At 62.4% G+C, this 16050-nt stretch carries 13 protein-coding genes and 1 tRNA gene; 7 read left to right on the top strand and 7 right to left on the bottom strand.

What is annotated here, in order from left to right; all coding sequences use genetic code 11:
* Positions 1-351 precede the first annotated feature (351 nt).
* Genes RIG82_06215 through RIG82_06205 form a run of 3 tightly spaced genes read left to right on the top strand, consistent with a single transcriptional unit; the run spans position 352 to position 3662 of the window.
* Positions 352-1431, top strand: a complete 1080-nt coding sequence (locus tag RIG82_06215) for a hypothetical protein (protein MEQ9460525.1) — start codon at positions 352-354, stop codon at positions 1429-1431.
* A gap of 38 nt (positions 1432-1469) precedes the next feature.
* Entirely contained in the window at positions 1470-2360 is an 891-nt protein-coding gene (locus tag RIG82_06210) for a prepilin-type N-terminal cleavage/methylation domain-containing protein (GenBank protein ID MEQ9460524.1), read from the top strand.
* Positions 2361-2387: 27 nt separating this feature from the next.
* Positions 2388-3662, top strand: a complete 1275-nt coding sequence (locus RIG82_06205; GenBank protein MEQ9460523.1) for a trypsin-like serine protease — start codon at positions 2388-2390, stop codon at positions 3660-3662.
* Positions 3663-3674: 12 nt separating this feature from the next.
* On the opposite strand, the gene RIG82_06200 is transcribed toward RIG82_06205, so the two are convergent.
* Positions 3675-3748 (bottom strand) — tRNA-Pro (locus RIG82_06200).
* A 141-nt stretch (positions 3749-3889) separates the two neighbouring features.
* Complete coding sequence (locus tag RIG82_06195; protein MEQ9460522.1) at positions 3890-4870, bottom strand: phosphoribosylaminoimidazolesuccinocarboxamide synthase; 981 nt, start codon at positions 4868-4870, stop codon at positions 3890-3892.
* Between the two features lie 113 nt (positions 4871-4983).
* On the opposite strand from RIG82_06195, the gene RIG82_06190 reads away from it, so the two are divergent.
* Complete coding sequence (locus tag RIG82_06190; protein MEQ9460521.1) at positions 4984-5469, top strand: MarR family transcriptional regulator; 486 nt, start codon at positions 4984-4986, stop codon at positions 5467-5469.
* A 32-nt stretch (positions 5470-5501) separates the two neighbouring features.
* Here the strand turns inward: RIG82_06190 and mtnA are convergent, their stop codons facing one another.
* Positions 5502-6521 (bottom strand): S-methyl-5-thioribose-1-phosphate isomerase, encoded by a 1020-nt coding sequence (gene mtnA, locus RIG82_06185; protein ID MEQ9460520.1) that lies wholly within the window; start codon positions 6519-6521, stop codon positions 5502-5504.
* Between the two features lie 9 nt (positions 6522-6530).
* Positions 6531-7370 carry a CPBP family intramembrane glutamic endopeptidase gene (locus RIG82_06180; GenBank protein MEQ9460519.1) on the bottom strand — a complete coding sequence of 280 codons (840 nt, stop codon included), beginning with the start codon at positions 7368-7370 and terminating at the stop codon, positions 6531-6533.
* Positions 7371-7484: 114 nt separating this feature from the next.
* On the opposite strand from RIG82_06180, the gene RIG82_06175 reads away from it, so the two are divergent.
* Both RIG82_06175 and RIG82_06170 read left to right on the top strand, forming a co-directional pair.
* Positions 7485-11012, top strand: a complete 3528-nt coding sequence (locus RIG82_06175; GenBank protein MEQ9460518.1) for a DEAD/DEAH box helicase — start codon at positions 7485-7487, stop codon at positions 11010-11012.
* A gap of 141 nt (positions 11013-11153) precedes the next feature.
* Complete coding sequence (locus tag RIG82_06170) at positions 11154-11600, top strand: RNA-binding protein (GenBank protein ID MEQ9460517.1); 447 nt, start codon at positions 11154-11156, stop codon at positions 11598-11600.
* A 13-nt stretch (positions 11601-11613) separates the two neighbouring features.
* Here the strand turns inward: RIG82_06170 and ribB are convergent, their stop codons facing one another.
* The 3 genes from ribB to trxA form a co-directional block, all read right to left on the bottom strand.
* Positions 11614-12807: a 3,4-dihydroxy-2-butanone-4-phosphate synthase gene (gene ribB / locus RIG82_06165; GenBank protein ID MEQ9460516.1), complete on the bottom strand. Its 1194-nt coding sequence runs from the start codon at positions 12805-12807 to the stop codon at positions 11614-11616.
* Between the two features lie 3 nt (positions 12808-12810).
* Positions 12811-14043, bottom strand: coding sequence for a pitrilysin family protein (locus RIG82_06160; protein MEQ9460515.1), 1233 nt, complete (start codon positions 14041-14043; stop codon positions 12811-12813).
* Positions 14044-14160: 117 nt separating this feature from the next.
* Positions 14161-14619: a thioredoxin gene (trxA, locus tag RIG82_06155; protein MEQ9460514.1), complete on the bottom strand. Its 459-nt coding sequence runs from the start codon at positions 14617-14619 to the stop codon at positions 14161-14163.
* Positions 14620-14677: 58 nt separating this feature from the next.
* On the opposite strand from trxA, the gene RIG82_06150 reads away from it, so the two are divergent.
* Positions 14678-15997, top strand: a complete 1320-nt coding sequence (locus tag RIG82_06150; GenBank protein MEQ9460513.1) for a nucleotide sugar dehydrogenase — start codon at positions 14678-14680, stop codon at positions 15995-15997.
* The last annotated feature ends 53 nt before the right edge of the window (positions 15998-16050 follow it).

Below are 16050 nucleotides of genomic sequence, written 5' to 3'. Positions count from 1 at the left end.
GGGCAGGCGGTGGCGCAGCACGATAGGTCGCTGCTGCGGGTAGCTAAGAATGACGCCCGTTCGTTTCCCGGTCAAGGGCCAGCAGAAGGGAATCTGAGCGGTTTTGGCTCGACTGCCCACGTTGCGGTTGAACCCGGGCAAGAGCGGTAAGTGAGAGAATGCCATCGAACCGCCCATTCTTCTATAAGATTCGGGCTGGGTCATCGTTATGAGGTCATGCGCTGGATTGGCATCAATCCGGGGGTATACTCGCAGTGCTACGAGCCGCTAAGTAGTAAGCGTTCTCGGCCTGCTATCCACTAGAAACCCGGAGCCGTGTGTGCGGGTGACCGGGTCTGGAGAACCCTCATCATGTTGATGCGTCCTTCTGTGTTTTTGGGCGTGGTTTTGGCTACTGCGCTCGGTGCTGGATCGACATTTGCCGAGATCGATCATGTGGTGCTTGAAGAGCCGATCGCGGTGATGCCCGGCTTCACCCAGCAGCTCGAGATGGATGGCTTCCCGCTCTTCGATCCTGAGTTGGGGGGTACGCCACCTTGGGATGTATTTGTCAATCACTGGTTTGCGCCCGATTTTTCGACCTATTACAGCGTCGCGATTCGGGGCTTTCCTGGAACCGTCGTGCTCAACGGTACGGTCGAGGAAGTTACGTATTTTGCTGGCACGAGCAGCGAGCAGACCGAGACCTACCCGATGGTGTCGAAGTTGGAGAATGGCGACGCGATCAGCCCGCTGACGGTCGGGACTATTGGTACGGACTTCCGTGGGACTCTGGCGCTGCGAGGTGAGCAGACCGGTGAGTTCTATGTTCCGGATGGTGAGTCACTGACGGCGAAGATCGGAGTGTCTTTCCAGGGCGAAAATGATGCGTTCGGCAATCGGATGCTTCGCTATGGCTGGATCGAGTTCCAGATCAACACTCCGCCGACCGGCAACGGTCTGGGCGAGTTCATCATTACGCAGTGGGCGTATGAGACTGAGCATGGCCGGCCGCTCCTCGCGGGTGAGACGGTGACAAGCCTCCAGCGGGGAGACTTTGACGCCAGCTCTTCGCTAGGGTTGAGTGATCTGCAGTACATGGTTTCGATCATTGGGAATGATCCGCTGGGCGAGGATGACTTCAACACGGATGGGGATATCACGGTGGAGGACGCGTTGCTGTGGGTGACCGATGCCTACGGGACGTTCGGCGGGGACGCGAACTTGGATTTCTCGGTTGATCTGATTGATCTCTCGACGCTGGCGTCGAACTTCGGCACAACTTCCGGCGCGTTCTGGGATCAGGGGGACTTTAATCTCGATGGCGCGGTTGATCTGATCGATCTCTCGACGCTGGCGAGCAACTTCGGCTCGACGGCCGCGGCTCCGGAACCAGCGGGGGTGACCTTGCTCGGGCTCGGTGTGCTGGCCGCGTTGCGTCGGCGGGCATGATGACTGTCTGTAATTACCCAGACGGCAAGGACTCTGTCATGGACCATCGATCTCATGTTGGCCGAGGCTTCACACTGATCGAACTGCTGGTGGTGATCTCGATCATCGCCCTGTTGATCGGGATTCTGCTGCCGGCGTTGGGCGCGGCGCGTGACAGTGCGCGGTCGATTCAGTGCCTGTCGAATCAGCGGCAGGTTGCGATCGCACGAAATGCTTATGCGGTGGACTACAACGATAAAATGTTTGTGGCGACGGTGCCGCCACTGGATACTCAGCCACGGACTTATAACGTGACCTTTGGGGGGTACACATTGAACGTCTATTCAGCAGACCGGGATCTTCCCGGGAGTACGCAGGTTGGGGGCGTCTTTCTCTGGAACGTGGGCGGTCCTTCGGGGCACGGAATTCTGTACGAGGAGCAGTACATCGGGGACCTTGAGTTTTTCTTCTGTCCTGAGCCTGCGGTCGCAGAGGTCAGCGCCTTTGGTGGCTCGGGTGAGGCCAGGCAGGTCACGGAGGCGGATGAGAACTTCGGCGCTCAGAACTGGGGGACGCTGGGGTTCAATCCCGGCAAGCGGGTGGGGCTTGGCACCTATGCGAACCGGTCTGAGATGGTATCGAAAGAGCAGAAGTCGGGATACGCGGCATCTCAGGGCGTCAACGAGAAGAATGTTTACTTCGGCTCACTGCGATTCAGCGACAACGCGGCTTTGGCGCTGTCCTGGTGTCAGCATCAGTTCAATGACAGTCTCGGAGCGCACAAGGGCAAGGGTGTGAATGTGGCGTACGGTGATGGAAGCGGGAGCTTTCTTTCGTTTAATCAGGTTTTCAGAGATGACCCGACGAATGTCCGCGGGATCGCGGATCTTTATAGCTGGCTAGATACCCGTGGTGAAACGCTCGAGCAGTACTTTATTGCGGGCAACTGATTCCGGGTCTTTGGAGCGGAGAGAGACATGCGTGCGTCGTCGATCCTTGCTCTGTGTTCCGTGTTGACCGTCACGCCGGCGTCGATGGCGGTGACCTACCGGCATGACCTACAACTGGCCGATGTCCGCGGGCTCGCGGCGGGGGTGGGTTATGAGTCGGCCGGGCAGCTAAGCATCACAAATCCTGCGCTGGGCAACGCGCTGGCCTCCGGCGTACTGATTCACCCTGAGTGGGTGCTGACGGCGGCCCACCCTCTGACGTCGCCGACGATCACGGCGATCGACCTGAGCTTCACCGATCGGGACAACGGCGCCCCGGTCGTCGCTTCGGCGAGCGCGTGGATTCCTTTTCCGGGGTTCAACCCGTTCGCGTCGGCGTTCAATCTCGACATCGGGCTGATCCATCTGGATGCGCCGTTGGTCGGGATCACGCCAGCGCCGCTGTTTATGAATGATGGCGCGGAGCTTGGGGAGCAGATCACGATCGTCGGGTACGGTCAGTTTGGGAATGGTTTTTCGGGTGGTCTGGTCAACAGCAACGGTGTGCCCTCAGCGGTCACCAACACCGTCGATGTGTTCGGCGGGGAGCCGGCGAGCCCGTTTAATCTCTCGGCGTACCAGGCCTCGGTGATGTTCATGGATTTCGATCCGGTGCCGGGTACCTCGGCGTCGAATCCGACGGGGCTGGGGACGCCCACGGCGTTTGAAGGCCTCAGCGCGATCGGCGACTCCGGCGGGCCGGGGTACATCGACATCGACGGTGTCCCCCACGTCGCGGGTGTGGTGTCGGTCGGCCTGTCGTTCGACGGCATCTTCAGCGGGTATGGCGACCTGAGCGGGCTGACGCGCGTCTCGGCGTTCCTCGACTGGATCGATGATTACGTCCCGTTGGGGCTGCCCGGCGACATCGATGGTGACGGCCTGCTCACCGCGGCGGACATCGACCTGATCGCGGCGGGGTTTGGCTCGGCGAACCCGTTGCTCGACCTCAATAGCAGCGGGCTGGTGACTTCGGCGGACGTGGACGCGTGGCTGGTGCTCGCCGGGAGCGCACGCGGCGACGCCAACCTCGACCTGGCGGTGGACCTGATCGACCTGAGCATCCTGGCGAGTGGGTTTGGTGGCTCGGCTGATGGCTGGGCTGATGCCGATTTCAACGCCGATGGCCTGGTGGATCTGATCGACCTGTCACAACTCGCCATGAGCTTCGGCGTCGGGTCGCCGACGAATCTTCCCGAGCCGGTCGGGGTGTACGCGATTGTGGGGCTTGGTTTCTGGCGAATACAGATGTCGCGGGGGTGAATCAGACGTGAATCGGGGTGACAGGATTTGAACCTGCGGCCTCTTCGTCCCGAACGAAGCGCTCTACCAAGCTGAGCTACACCCCGAGGTCATCCAGCCCGTGCTGGTCAGGAAGAGCAAGCATACCCGCGCTCGCCTCAGGTCACAATCATGATTTCGGACTTCATGCCGAACGGCCTTGAGGTCTGCTGAATATGAGAATCTGGGCGGTTGATGCCCCCAACGACTCAGGCGGGGGCTGTTGAGCCGGTCAGTCGTTCGTAGACGAGCCGGTACTGCTGGGCGGTCTGGTCGAGTACGTCGCTCGGCAGTCGTGGCCCGGGGTGGGTCTTGTTCCATTCACCCCGCGCGGCGATCGCTTCCAGTGCATTGCGAACAATCTGCTTGTCGAAGCTCGCCGGTTCACGACCCGGCTCGTGGCCCTGCGCCGGCCAGTAGCGCGAGCTGTCGGGCGTGGCGACCTCATCGATCAGGATGGGCGTCGCCGACTCGATCGGATGGTCCTGCTCATCCAGTGGCAGGCCGAACTCGAACTTGGTGTCCGCCAGCAGGAGGCCGCGGGCCTCCGCGTGTGCAGCGATAAAACGGTAGAGGTTCAGGGTGGTGTCGCGCAGCCAAGTTGCACGCTCGCCGCCCACGATTTCAACGGCCTGATCGAAACTGATGTTCTCATCGTGGCCGGTCTCCGCTTTGGTGGCGGGCGTGAAGATCGGTTCGGGCAGACGATCACCCAGGCGGAGGCCGTCGGGGAGTGTCACGCCACAGACGGTCCGGTCGTGCTGATAACTCTTCCAGCCCGAGCCGGCGAGATAGCCTCGGGCGACGCACTCGATCGGGATCGTCCGGCAGGGGCGACCGAGGGTCACGCGGCCACGGAGTTTCTCGGCGTCGTCTGTGCTAAGACCCTCGACATCGTTTGGATCGGTGGTGAGCAGGTGATGGTCGGGGGCGTCATCGAGTTCGCGTTCGATTTTGTTGAGCCAGAAGCGTGTGAGTTGCGTCAGGATGATCCCGCGTCCGGGGATCGGATCGGGAAGGACGACATCGAACGCCGAGAGGCGGTCGGTCGCGACCAGCATCACCGCTCGCCGTCCATCGGTCAGCTGAACCCGATAGAGATCGCGGACTTTGCCGCGATAACTCGCCTCGAAGGCGATCATCGGCTCGCGGGGCGGCAGGGGGGCGGTGGCGGCGGGTGGCTCACTCATCCGAGCAGCATACGAATCACGGGGCTTGAGCGAAGTGCAGCCGATACTTGTTGATACAGATATCGTTGATGCATATCATTTCATCGAGACCTGTTTCAACGAGAGGAAGAGCTATGGCGCGGCTGCAAGACGAGATCGGCAAGAAGCGTCCCTTCGATGACCCCGCGGAGGAGGCCTACCTCAACCTAGTCCGCACCCATCACACGCTCTCGGAGGCGTTTCGCAGGCTGTTCAAGTCCGTGGGGCTGTCCGAATCGACTTACAACGCGCTGCGCATCCTCCGTGGGCATCACCCCGATCCGGTTCCGTCTCAGGACATCGGCGAGCAACTGGTCGCCCGCGTGCCGGACGTCACGCGCCTGGTCGATCGCCTGGTCAATGATGGCTTTGCAGCGCGTCACCGCACCGAAGAGGACAGGCGGCTGGTGCTGGTGTCCATCACCCGCAAGGGCCTTGACCTGCTGAATAAACTTGAAGCGTCGAAAACCGAGATTCACCACAGGCAACTCGGGCAGCTCTCCGACAACGAACTCCAGCGGCTGAGTCGTCTCCTTGAAAAAGCGCGGGATGGTTGTCACGCGCTGCGCGAGAGAGACTGAAGGGCGCTGTCTCATCGAGGTGTCGTGATGAGTTAATCCCCGATGAGTTGGCGTACTTCGACTTCGTTCACGGGCGAGATAACGCCACGATCGGTCACGATCGCCGTGATCAACTCAGCGGGTGTGATGTCGAAAGCCGGGTTGAAGACAGCGACACCCGGTGGCGCGGTTCGTCGTCCCATCCCCTCGGTGACTTCTTCTCCGGCTCGCTGTTCGATCGGGATCTCGGCTCCGCTGGCGGTCTTGAGATCGAAGGTCGTCACTGGCGCTGCAACCAGGAAAGGGATACCGTGGTGTCGCGCCAGAGCGGCGAGTCCGCAGGTGCCGACCTTGTTGGCCGTGTCGCCGTTGGCGGCGATGCGATCAGCGCCCACGATTGCCGCATCGACCATCCCGCACCGCATGACCTCGCTGGCGGCTCCATCACAACCAACCCGAACGTCGATGCCCGCTTCGCCCAGCTCATACGCCGTCAGTCGTGCGCCTTGCAGCAGCGGGCGAGTCTCGTCAGCGAAGACCACCACGTTCCGGCCTGCCTGCTTGGCCAGATAGGCCCCGGCGACGGCGGTTCCGATCCCACCCGTGGCCAGCCGACCGGTGTTGCAATGGGTAATCAGCCGCAGGTCTCGATCCTGGTTCTGACCGGTCAGCTTCTGGAGGATATCGAGGGTGTGCTCGCCGATACGCTGGCACATCGCCTCGTCTTCCGCGTGAATCGCCCTGGCCTCGTTCAGCACCCGGTGGGCATCGGCGTCACCGAGTGATTCAATGCGGTCGAGGGCCCAAAAGAGATTGACCGCCGTCGGCCGCGAGGTGCGGAGGTAGGCAATCGACTCGGCGAGCTTACCCTCGCGTGCCCCGAGCACGCAGCCATACGCTGCAGAGATTCCGATCGCCGGTGCCCCACGCACCGAGAGTCGTTTGATCGCGTGCCAGACCGCATCAACATCAGCACAGTCGAGAAAAACCGTCTCACCAGGAAGTCTGGTCTGATCGAGGAGTCGCAGGAATCCTGAGTCAGCGTCGCCAATCCATTCGATGGTCTTGTTCATAGGCTCATCCTAAGAAGCTGGCGGCACTGAGGCCGCGTAGAAGATGAAGGCCATCGCGACATTGAATGCGTTGAAGACAACGTGTGCGACGATCGCAACCCACAGCCGCCCGGTGCGCGCGTAAAGCCAACCGAAAATAACACCAAGCACAACCAGTCCGGGCAATCCCTGCAACGGAACGAGTGAAGCGTGCACGAGCCCGAAGAACAGTGAGGTCAGGATCAGCGTCGGCCAGATGCTCCCGATTGCGCTGTGAATCGCCCGCTGGATAATTCCGCGAAACACCAGTTCCTCGAAGACCGGTGCCAATAGCAACGCCGAGGCCAGCCGGATGGTCAGCACCAGTGGGTCCGAAGCCGCAATGATCTCAACCAGCCCCTTGTGCGCGATCGTCGGGGCTTCAAATCCCAGTAACGATCCGATCCACGCGATCACCACCACCGTCCCCTGCCCAAGCGTGATCGTGGCGACGCACCCGCCTGCCGTAATCAACACCAGGTGATGGATCGTCGGCGCTGTGTGCTTAGCCCCCTGCATCATCACAACCAGCCCGTAGAGTCCCGCGATCCCCAGAAACGCGAACTGACCCGCAGGGATCAGCAACGCCTTGGTCAGGTCGCTGGATGATTCCGCGTTCAGGCCGAGTTGCTGGACGACCAGACCGAACGCCGTTGACCCCCCGATCACCAGCAGGATCGCGACCAGGCCATCCAGAGGCGAGATCGGTCCTGCGGAGGCCACCAGCCGAGCCCGCGGACCGATCACCCCGCGCCGCCAGAACCAGACGAGCGTCAGGGCCCAGCCCAACAGCCAGGGAAGTACAAGCAGGAAGTTCACCGGTTCAGCCACCGGCGAAGGATAGGTCAAAGTCGGCTGGATCGGGGAGCCGGATTGCCCCGCACACGCTGGCGAGATAACCTTGTTCCTCTTACTCAGAGACCGCTGTCCCGAACGATGGGGTGAATGCTTATGTCCTTGGTGACGTCGTGGTCACCCTTCTTTCAGAGTGATGAGCGGGTCCGTGGCCGTCAGCTTCAGCAGGCTGGTGCCGTGGATCGCTCAACACCCGAGACCGAGACCGAACTGGTCCGGTTCCTCGTCAACGATGACGGGGAGCACCTGGTTATCCTCCGCAAGGAGGACCGGGCGGCGATCGCTGAATGCGGGTGCGAGGTGTTTGATAACGGTTTGTTCTGCAGGCACATCTGGGCCAGCCTGGTGGACCTCCAGAGCCGGCCCTCGATCGCGGGGACCGCAGAGCTGGCCCGGCAGATCCGGGAGCTGAGCGTCCGGCCGCCACGAGCGCGTAAACGCCCCGAAGAATCACGCTCGCCGGTTCGCTCAGAACCCGAGTGGTCCGGGCGCCTGACCCTTCTCCGCCCCAGTTCGATGGAGAACACCGAGCCCGAAGTCGATGACCTGCTGGCTCCCAGACGTATCCAGTACGTTGTTCGCGTTGAGTTGTCTCACCGCCACCACCAACTGATCCTCGAACTCCGGCAGCAGACCCCTATTGCACGCGGCTGGAGTCGCCCCCGAGCTCTCCGCCTGGCACCCTCGACGCTGGCGACGCTCACTGAAGAAACCGATCGTGAGATCGCCACGCTTCTCGTTGGCGCCACGACCATGACGGACTCGGAGGACACCACCGTCTCGCGTGGTGATCGCTCCGGATCACTGTTCGCGGTCCCCCGCAGCGCGACCGAACGCGTGCTCCGCTTAGTCGCCTCAACCGGCAGGGCGGTGCTCATCACCGATCCTGAGCACCCCAACGAACAGCCGCTGTCGTGGGATGACGCGGGGCACTGGTCCCTCTGGGCGGTTGGCCAGTGGGACGACACCAACGAGAACCTGCGCCTCAGCGCCGAGCTTCGCCGGGGCAACGCCAACGTCCCCATCCATGAGCCCTCCCTGCTGCTCGCAGGGTCGGGTGGCGTCGCTGTGGTCCAGGGCCGAGCCTCTTGCTTTGAAGACGGCGGGTCCTCCCGCTGGGTCTGGCAGTTTCGTGAGAACGATCCCATCGACGATGGCGACCGCTCGCTGCTGATCCCCAAGGCCGATGTCGAACGCTTCCTCGACCGGCTTTACAGGCTCCCGCAGTTGCCCGAACTCGACCTGCCCGAGGGCGTCGGCCGTCCTGTCGTTCAAACGACACCGACCCCGCGACTTGAGATCCTCTCCGCCGCGGATGGCGTCGCAGAGAGCTCGAACAGCCGTCAGCAGCTCCTGGCCAAACTGTCGTTCGACTACGCCGGCACCCGGATCGAATGGGGCACCCCGGGCAGCTACATCGCGCCCCAGGAAGCCCCGCTTGAACCCGTTGAAGGCGAAGCCACCGAAGCCACCGAAGCCGTGGCGACCGCCACTGATCTGGTCCTCCGCGACCGCTCTTCCGAACGTGCCGCCGCAGAACGACTCGGCATCCTCGGGCTCCGCTCGGCAGGCACATCACCCAACGGCCGGCCGTTGCTCTCGATCCGCCGGCGCGACGTTCTCGGCGTCGTGGCCGACCTCATCAGCCGCCAGTGGATCGTCCTCGCTGAAGACGCTGCTGTGCGACGCCCCAGTGACCCGCGCCTGGCCATCCGCTCGGGTATCGACTGGTTCGAGCTCCGCGGCGAAGTGAGCTACACCACCGATGACGGCGCGACCGTCACCGTTGGGCTCCCGCAGATCGTCGAGGCCGTCCGCAGCGGGCAGAATCTGGTCCGGCTGGATGATGGCTCGACCGGCCTCCTTCCAGAAGAATGGCTCGCCGATCGCGGACTCCTGACCGCACTCGGCAAAGCTCAGGGTGATCACCTCCGCTTCCGCGCTTCGCAGGCTGCCCTCCTCGACACCATGCTCGCGGACAAGACCACACTCGAAACCGATGAGCATTTCGACAACTTCCGCGCGTCTCTGGCCCAGGGCGCTTCGGTCGAGCCGATCGACCCCGATGAGACCTTCCACGGCAAGCTCCGCACCTACCAGCGTGTCGGTCTTGGGTGGCTTCATTTTCTGCGCCAGCTCAGCCTGGGCGGGATCCTCGCCGACGACATGGGCCTTGGTAAAACGATCCAGGTGCTCGCGATGCTCCAGGCTCGTGTCCGGCATGGTTCCGATGAACCCTCGCTCAACCCTGACCAGCCGCAGGGCTCGCCGGTCACTAACCCGACCCTCATCGTCGCGCCGCGATCCGTCGTGTTCAACTGGATCGACGAGGCCGAGCGATTCACGCCAGAGCTTCGCGTGCTCGCCTACACCGGACCCGATCGCGCTGCGGACCTCAAGAAACTCGGCAGCTACGACCTCGTGGTGACCTCCTACGGCCTGATGCGCCGTGACGTCGAGCAGCTCCAGGAGATCACCTTCGACTACGCCATCCTCGACGAGGCGCAGGCGATCAAGAACCCGATGTCCCAAGTCGCCCGCGCCAGCCGACTCATCGAAGCTCGCCACCGACTCGCCCTCACCGGCACGCCGATCGAGAACCACCTCGGCGACCTCTGGTCCATCTTCGAGTATCTCAACCCCGGCATGCTCGGCGTCTCAAGCCGATTCAGCGAACTCGTCAAGGCCTCCAATGCTAGGGTCACCAATGGCACGGCACCCGCCAACGGTGGGGTCACTGCTGCCGAAGCCGTTAACGATGACGACGATGTTGAAGACGATGTGATGCCAGCGATCCAGCAGCTCGCCCGCGCCCTGCGCCCGATGATCCTCCGTCGGACCAAGGACCAGGTCCTCAAGGACCTCCCGCCCAAGACCGAGCAGACCATCCTCTGCGACATGGACCCCGACCAGCGCAAGGTCTACGACAAGCTGCGCGACCACTACCGCGGCCAGTTGCTCACCCAGCTCGACGCCGCTGGCGCCACCACCGGCAACGACCTGGTCATGCGTCACTCCTCGGTCATGGTCCTCGAAGCCCTCCTCCGTCTCCGGCAGGCCGCTTGCCATCCCGCGCTCATCTCGTCCGAATACGACCAGACCTCCTCGGCCAAGCTCGACGCCCTGATGGAGATGATGGAAGACCTGATCGAAGAAGGACACAAGGTCCTCATCTTCAGCCAGTTCACCTCCATGCTCGCCTTGGTCCGCAAGCGGTTCGAGGCCAAGAGCATCCCGTTGTGCTACCTCGACGGCCAGACCCGAAACCGCAAGGAAGAGGTCGAGCGATTCCAGAACAGCGCCTCGATCCCCGCTTTCCTCATCAGCCTCAAGGCTGGCGGGGTCGGCCTCAATCTCACCGCCGCCGGCTACGTCTTCATCCTCGACCCCTGGTGGAACCCCGCCGCCGAGGCCCAGGCCATCGACCGAACCCACCGCATCGGCCAGACCAAGCCCGTCTTTGCCTACCGCATGATCTGCGAGGGAACCGTCGAACAACGCATCCAGCAGCTCCAGAAGCGGAAAAAACAGCTTGCCGAAGCCGTCGTCGACCAGCAACAGACCGACGAAGGCCTCCAGCAACTCTCCCGCGAGGACCTGGAAATGCTCCTGAGCTGATCAAACCATCGTGACCCAGCCCTTGAACTCACCCGCTTTCCGGGCTAGTGTTCTAGGTCACACCGGGAAGCATCCTGCGTTGTTCAAAGCTGTCTGCGGGTTCCCGGCCGTTTATTAACTCACCATGAAGGACACAGGGGCGTGAATATCTACGTCGGCAATCTGCCCTACGACACCACCGATCAGGACCTCGTCGAGCACTTCAAGCCCTTTGGCGTGGTCGATCGAGCCACCCTCGTGTTTGACCGCGAAACCGGTCGTCCGCGAGGCTTCGCCTTCGTCGAGATGCCGAATCACGATGAGGGTGCCAAAGCCATCGAGGCGCTCGCCGGTCAGCCGTTTAATAACCGTCCGCTCACCATCAACGAGGCCCGTCCTCGCGGCGAAGCCCCGACCAATCGGCACAACGACCTCCGCGCTGAGCACCCTTCCGCCTCCTCGATGTCTGATTCCGATCAGCCCTCAGGCAGCCGGGGCTACTCCAATAGCGTGCTCTCGGCCCACGATGAGGACGAGCCTCAAGCACAGCCCAGAGACGAGGATGCCCCGAGCCGTGGCTACCGCGGGATCAGTAACGATGACGAGTGATCGGGAGATCGCCTCAGTCCTCTGAAGCGTCATCCAGCAGCCCCTCGAACCCCTCAATGCTCAGCCCAAACCCGCTCAGCGCCGTAGGCGTAAACGGGTGATCGGTCAGCAGCTTTAGACGCCGAATCCCCAGATTCCGAAGGATCTGCGACCCGATCCCGTAGTCCTGCTTGCGAGCGGGCGGGCGAACCCCCGGATGCTCCTGACTGCGCACCGGCTGGGGCCGCGGCTCATCCGAACGCTCCGATTCCTTTAGCGTCTGCAATCGCTTGAGCAACCCCGCACCCATCCCCTCGTGCCGGAGATAGACCACCGCGCCGCGCCCCTCAGCCTGGATCTTCCGCATCGCCGCCCGAAGCGATCGGCCCGACGGCTTGCTCACGTCACCAAAAACATCACCCAGCAGATTCTGGCTGTGCATCCGAACCAGCACCGGCTCATCGATATCCACTGGCAGCCCGTCCGCGTCGAGTCGCCCGATCTCCCCCTTCACCAACGCCACATGCGGCATCGGGTCCACGCGCGATTCAAAAGCAATCAGCCGAAATGGGCCCTCCGCCGTCTCGATCTCGGCCTCATCGACCCGCTCGACCAGCAACTCCCGAGACAAACGGTGCTCGATCACGTCCGCCACCGTGCACATCTTCAGGTTGTGCTCCGAGCACAATCGCTCAAGGTCCGGCCGCCGGGCCATGGTGCCGTCGCCCTTCATCACTTCGATGATCACCGCCGCCTCCTCAAGACCCGCGAGGCGACACAGATCAACCGATCCCTCCGTCTGCCCGGTACGCACCAGCACACCTCCCGCCCGAGCCCGCAGCGGGTGGATATGCCCCGGCCGCACAAAATCCATCGGACCCGACGCCGGATCAGCGAGCAGCCGAAGCGTCGTCACCCGATCTTGCGCACTCACACCTGTCGTCACCCCGTAACGATCATGGGCATCCACCGACACCGTGTACGCCGTGCTGCGAGACGACGTATTAACCACCGCTTGCGGATCAAGCCGCAGCCGATCACAGATCGCCGGGCTCAACGCAATACACATCATCCCCGCCGCCTGACGGAGCATGAAACTGATCACCTCAGGCGTGATGAACTGCGCCGCGATCACCAGATCACCCTCGTTCTCGCGGTGCTCGTCGTCCGCTAGAACGATCATCTTCCCCTGACGAAGCTCATCAAGAATCTCCGAGATCGGGTGCATCGATCAGCCTTTCCCCGAAGGTGACATCCGCACCCACGTTCGCGGCTCGATCGGAAAAGCCTCGATCAGACTCAGCACATCCTGTCGCGTCACCGCCATCAGCCGCTCAAGTTCTTCCCTGGGCGTGCTGTAGGTCCCCAGATTGAGCCACTGAGAACCGATGGCGTGCATCCGACCGCTCGGCCGTTCACCTTGAAGCGTCGCCGACGTGGCCAGTTTATTTTTTGCTCGTGTCAACTCATCTTCATCCAGGTCCGTGGCCACCGACTTGAGGGTCTCCATCAGGATCGTCTCAACCCGCTCCGCATCGCCAGGCGGGCAAGCCACGTACGCCATATACACCCCGCCATCGGTATGAGGGTCGTAAGAGAGGTCGGCCTCATCAGCCAGCCCCGGATCGATCAGCGCCCAAAACAGCCGCGAACCTTCGCCGTCACCGACCAGGTCCGCAAAAATCTTGGCGACATACCGCCGCTCATCCTGCATCCCGGGGGCCGGGCACACAAAAGCCGAGTAGTGTCGCGCCGCCTTGTCATCCTGAACCGTCACGGGCCCTGCCGCCGCCGCTGGCTCCGCCGGATGACGACCATTGAGGTCAGAAGCCTTCCAATGATCCGTCAAGGCACCAACCCGCTTCACCAGGTGAGCGTGATCCACATGCCCCGCCGCCGCAACAACGATCTGATTGCTCGCATAGCGATGATCGAAATACTTCCGCATCCCCTCCGCCGTCAGCTTCGAGACCGTGTCATGGGTGCCCAACACTCGAAAGCCCAGCGGGTGATGGCCGAAATACCGCTCAAGCAACTCGTGCTGCAGCCGCCAGTCCGGCCGGTCGTCGTACATCCCGATCTCTTCGAGGATGACGTTCTTCTCCATATCGAAGTCTTCTTCTCGCAGCGCGGGCCGCAGCATGTCCGCGAACAGGTCTGTGACTTCATCCAGCCGCTCGGGTAGCACATGCGCGTAATACACCGTCTGCTCGTGCGAGGTGTAAGCGTTGTAGTTCGCCCCCGCCTCATCAAAAGCCCGGTTGACCTCCTCCGCACTCCGCGACGCTGTGCCCTTGAACATCATGTGCTCAAGAAAGTGCGACACCCCCATCTGCTTCGGCGTCTCGTCACGCGCTCCCGCACGCACGAAAAACCCAATCGCCGAGGTGTACGCCGAAGGCCAGCTCTCGGTTACGATTTCTAGGCCGTTATCCAGCCGCGTCTGCTCGAATCGTGTCGACATCAGGACCTCCACTGTTGTCCCAGAGCTTATCGCCTATCGGTCAAAATAAGACGCCCGCGGGGCTCTATTGCAGAGCACGCCGCGGGCATCGGTGGGGGGGCTGGTTAAACCGGCGGTTTAGCCGGAGACCTTGTCGAGTTCCGCCGCGAAAGCCGGCTTTGGCTGGAGGCCGACAAACTTTTTCACGACCTCACCCTTCTGGAACAGCATTACCGTCGGGATCGACTGAATGCCGTACTTCACAGCGGTGTCGCGATTGTTGTCCGTATCCACTTTACCAACCTTGACCTTGCCTTGGTACTCAGTCGCCAGTTCGTCTATCGTCGGTCCGAGCATCCGGCACGGCTGGCACCACTCGGCCCAGAAATCGACCAGCACGGGCTGATCGCTGTTGATGACTTCCTGGTCAAAGTTCGAATCGGTGAGCTCCAGCACAGTTTCACTGGCCATAGTTCTATCCTTCAGGTTCAGCCCGCCGCAGCGAGCAAGGGGTTCTCGTTTCACGAATCCTAGGCCAAGGTCCGTCGTTCTGCCATGCCCGGCCTCTAGCCGGGTAAATCCGTCAACCACGGCCATGCCCCCACTATTCCACACACATCACAGAACACCCCCGACACGGGCTATCATCCTCGGCGTGACTGAGAACACTGATCAACCCCTCGCCCTGCACCCCCCAGCCACCGTGGCCGTGATGGCCCTGGGCTACGTCGGTCTCCCGCTGGCGCTCACACTCGCCGAAGCCGGGCTCAAGGTGATTGGCTTCGACCTCGACGCCTCCAAGGTCGCCAGGCTCGCTGAGGGCCGCAGCACCCTCCGGCATATCCCCGAAACCCGCGTCGCTGAGGCCATCCGCTCCGGCCGCTTCACACCCACCACCGACCCCGTCGCCATCGGGCTAGCCGACGCCGTGCTCATCGCCGTGCCCACCCCTCTTGGGCCACACCGCGAACCCGACCTGAGCCACGTCATCGAGGCAGCCACCACCGCCGCCCAACGACTCAGGCGAGGTGCCCTTGTCGTCCTCGAATCCACGACCTACCCCGGCACCACCCGGGACCTCGTCGCCCCCATCCTCACTGCCCACGGCTACACCCCAGGTTCCGATTGCTTTATCGCCTACTCACCCGAGCGCGAAGACCCCGGCCGCCAGGACCAGACGCTCCGCAGCGTCCCCAAACTCGTTGGCGGGCTCGACGATGAAGCCACACGTCGCGCGACCGCGCTCTACCAAACGGCCTTCGATCAGGTCGTGCCGGTCTCCTCTGCCGAAGTCGCCGAGGCCGCCAAGCTCCTCGAAAACATCTACCGCGCCGTCAACATCGCGCTCGTCAACGAGATGAAAGTTGTCCTCTCCGACATAGGCGTCGATATCTGGGAAGTCATCCAGGCCGCGTCCACCAAGCCCTTCGGCTTCCAACCGTTCTACCCCGGCCCCGGCCTCGGCGGGCACTGCATCCCGATCGACCCCTTCTACATGGCCTGGCGTGCCAAAGCGGCGGGTCAACCCACACGCTTCATTGAGCTCGCCGGTGAGGTCAACCACGCCATGCCGCGCTACGTCGTCGAACGCACCGCCCTCGCGCTCAACGACGCCGGCCTTTCCGTTCGCGATGCCAAAATCCTGATCCTTGGTCTCGCGTACAAACCTGATGTCGATGACGTCCGCGAGTCACCAAGCTACGAACTGATCCGCCGACTTCGCCAACTCGGTGCCCGCATCACCTACCACGACCCCTACCTGCCCGAAGCACCCGTTGCTAACGGTCTGAACCTCGGGCTCAAGAGCATCGACTGGTCAGAGCAGGCTCTCGCCGACGCCGATGCTATTGTTATTGCCTGCCACCACGGCTGGTACGACTGGTCCATGATCGCCCAGCACGCCCGCCTGATCGTGGACACTCGGGGGGTTATGAGAAACCAGGTAAACCCTTCCGCCCGTATCGTTCAGGCCTGATAGACCGACCCCAAGGCCTGCAAAACCCCTTTATCCAGACGCGCAACTCGATG

This window comes from Phycisphaeraceae bacterium (genome assembly GCA_040222855.1).
Classification (GTDB): Bacteria; Planctomycetota; Phycisphaerae; order Phycisphaerales; family Phycisphaeraceae; genus Mucisphaera.
This window is presented reverse-complemented; position numbering and strand designations above follow the sequence as displayed.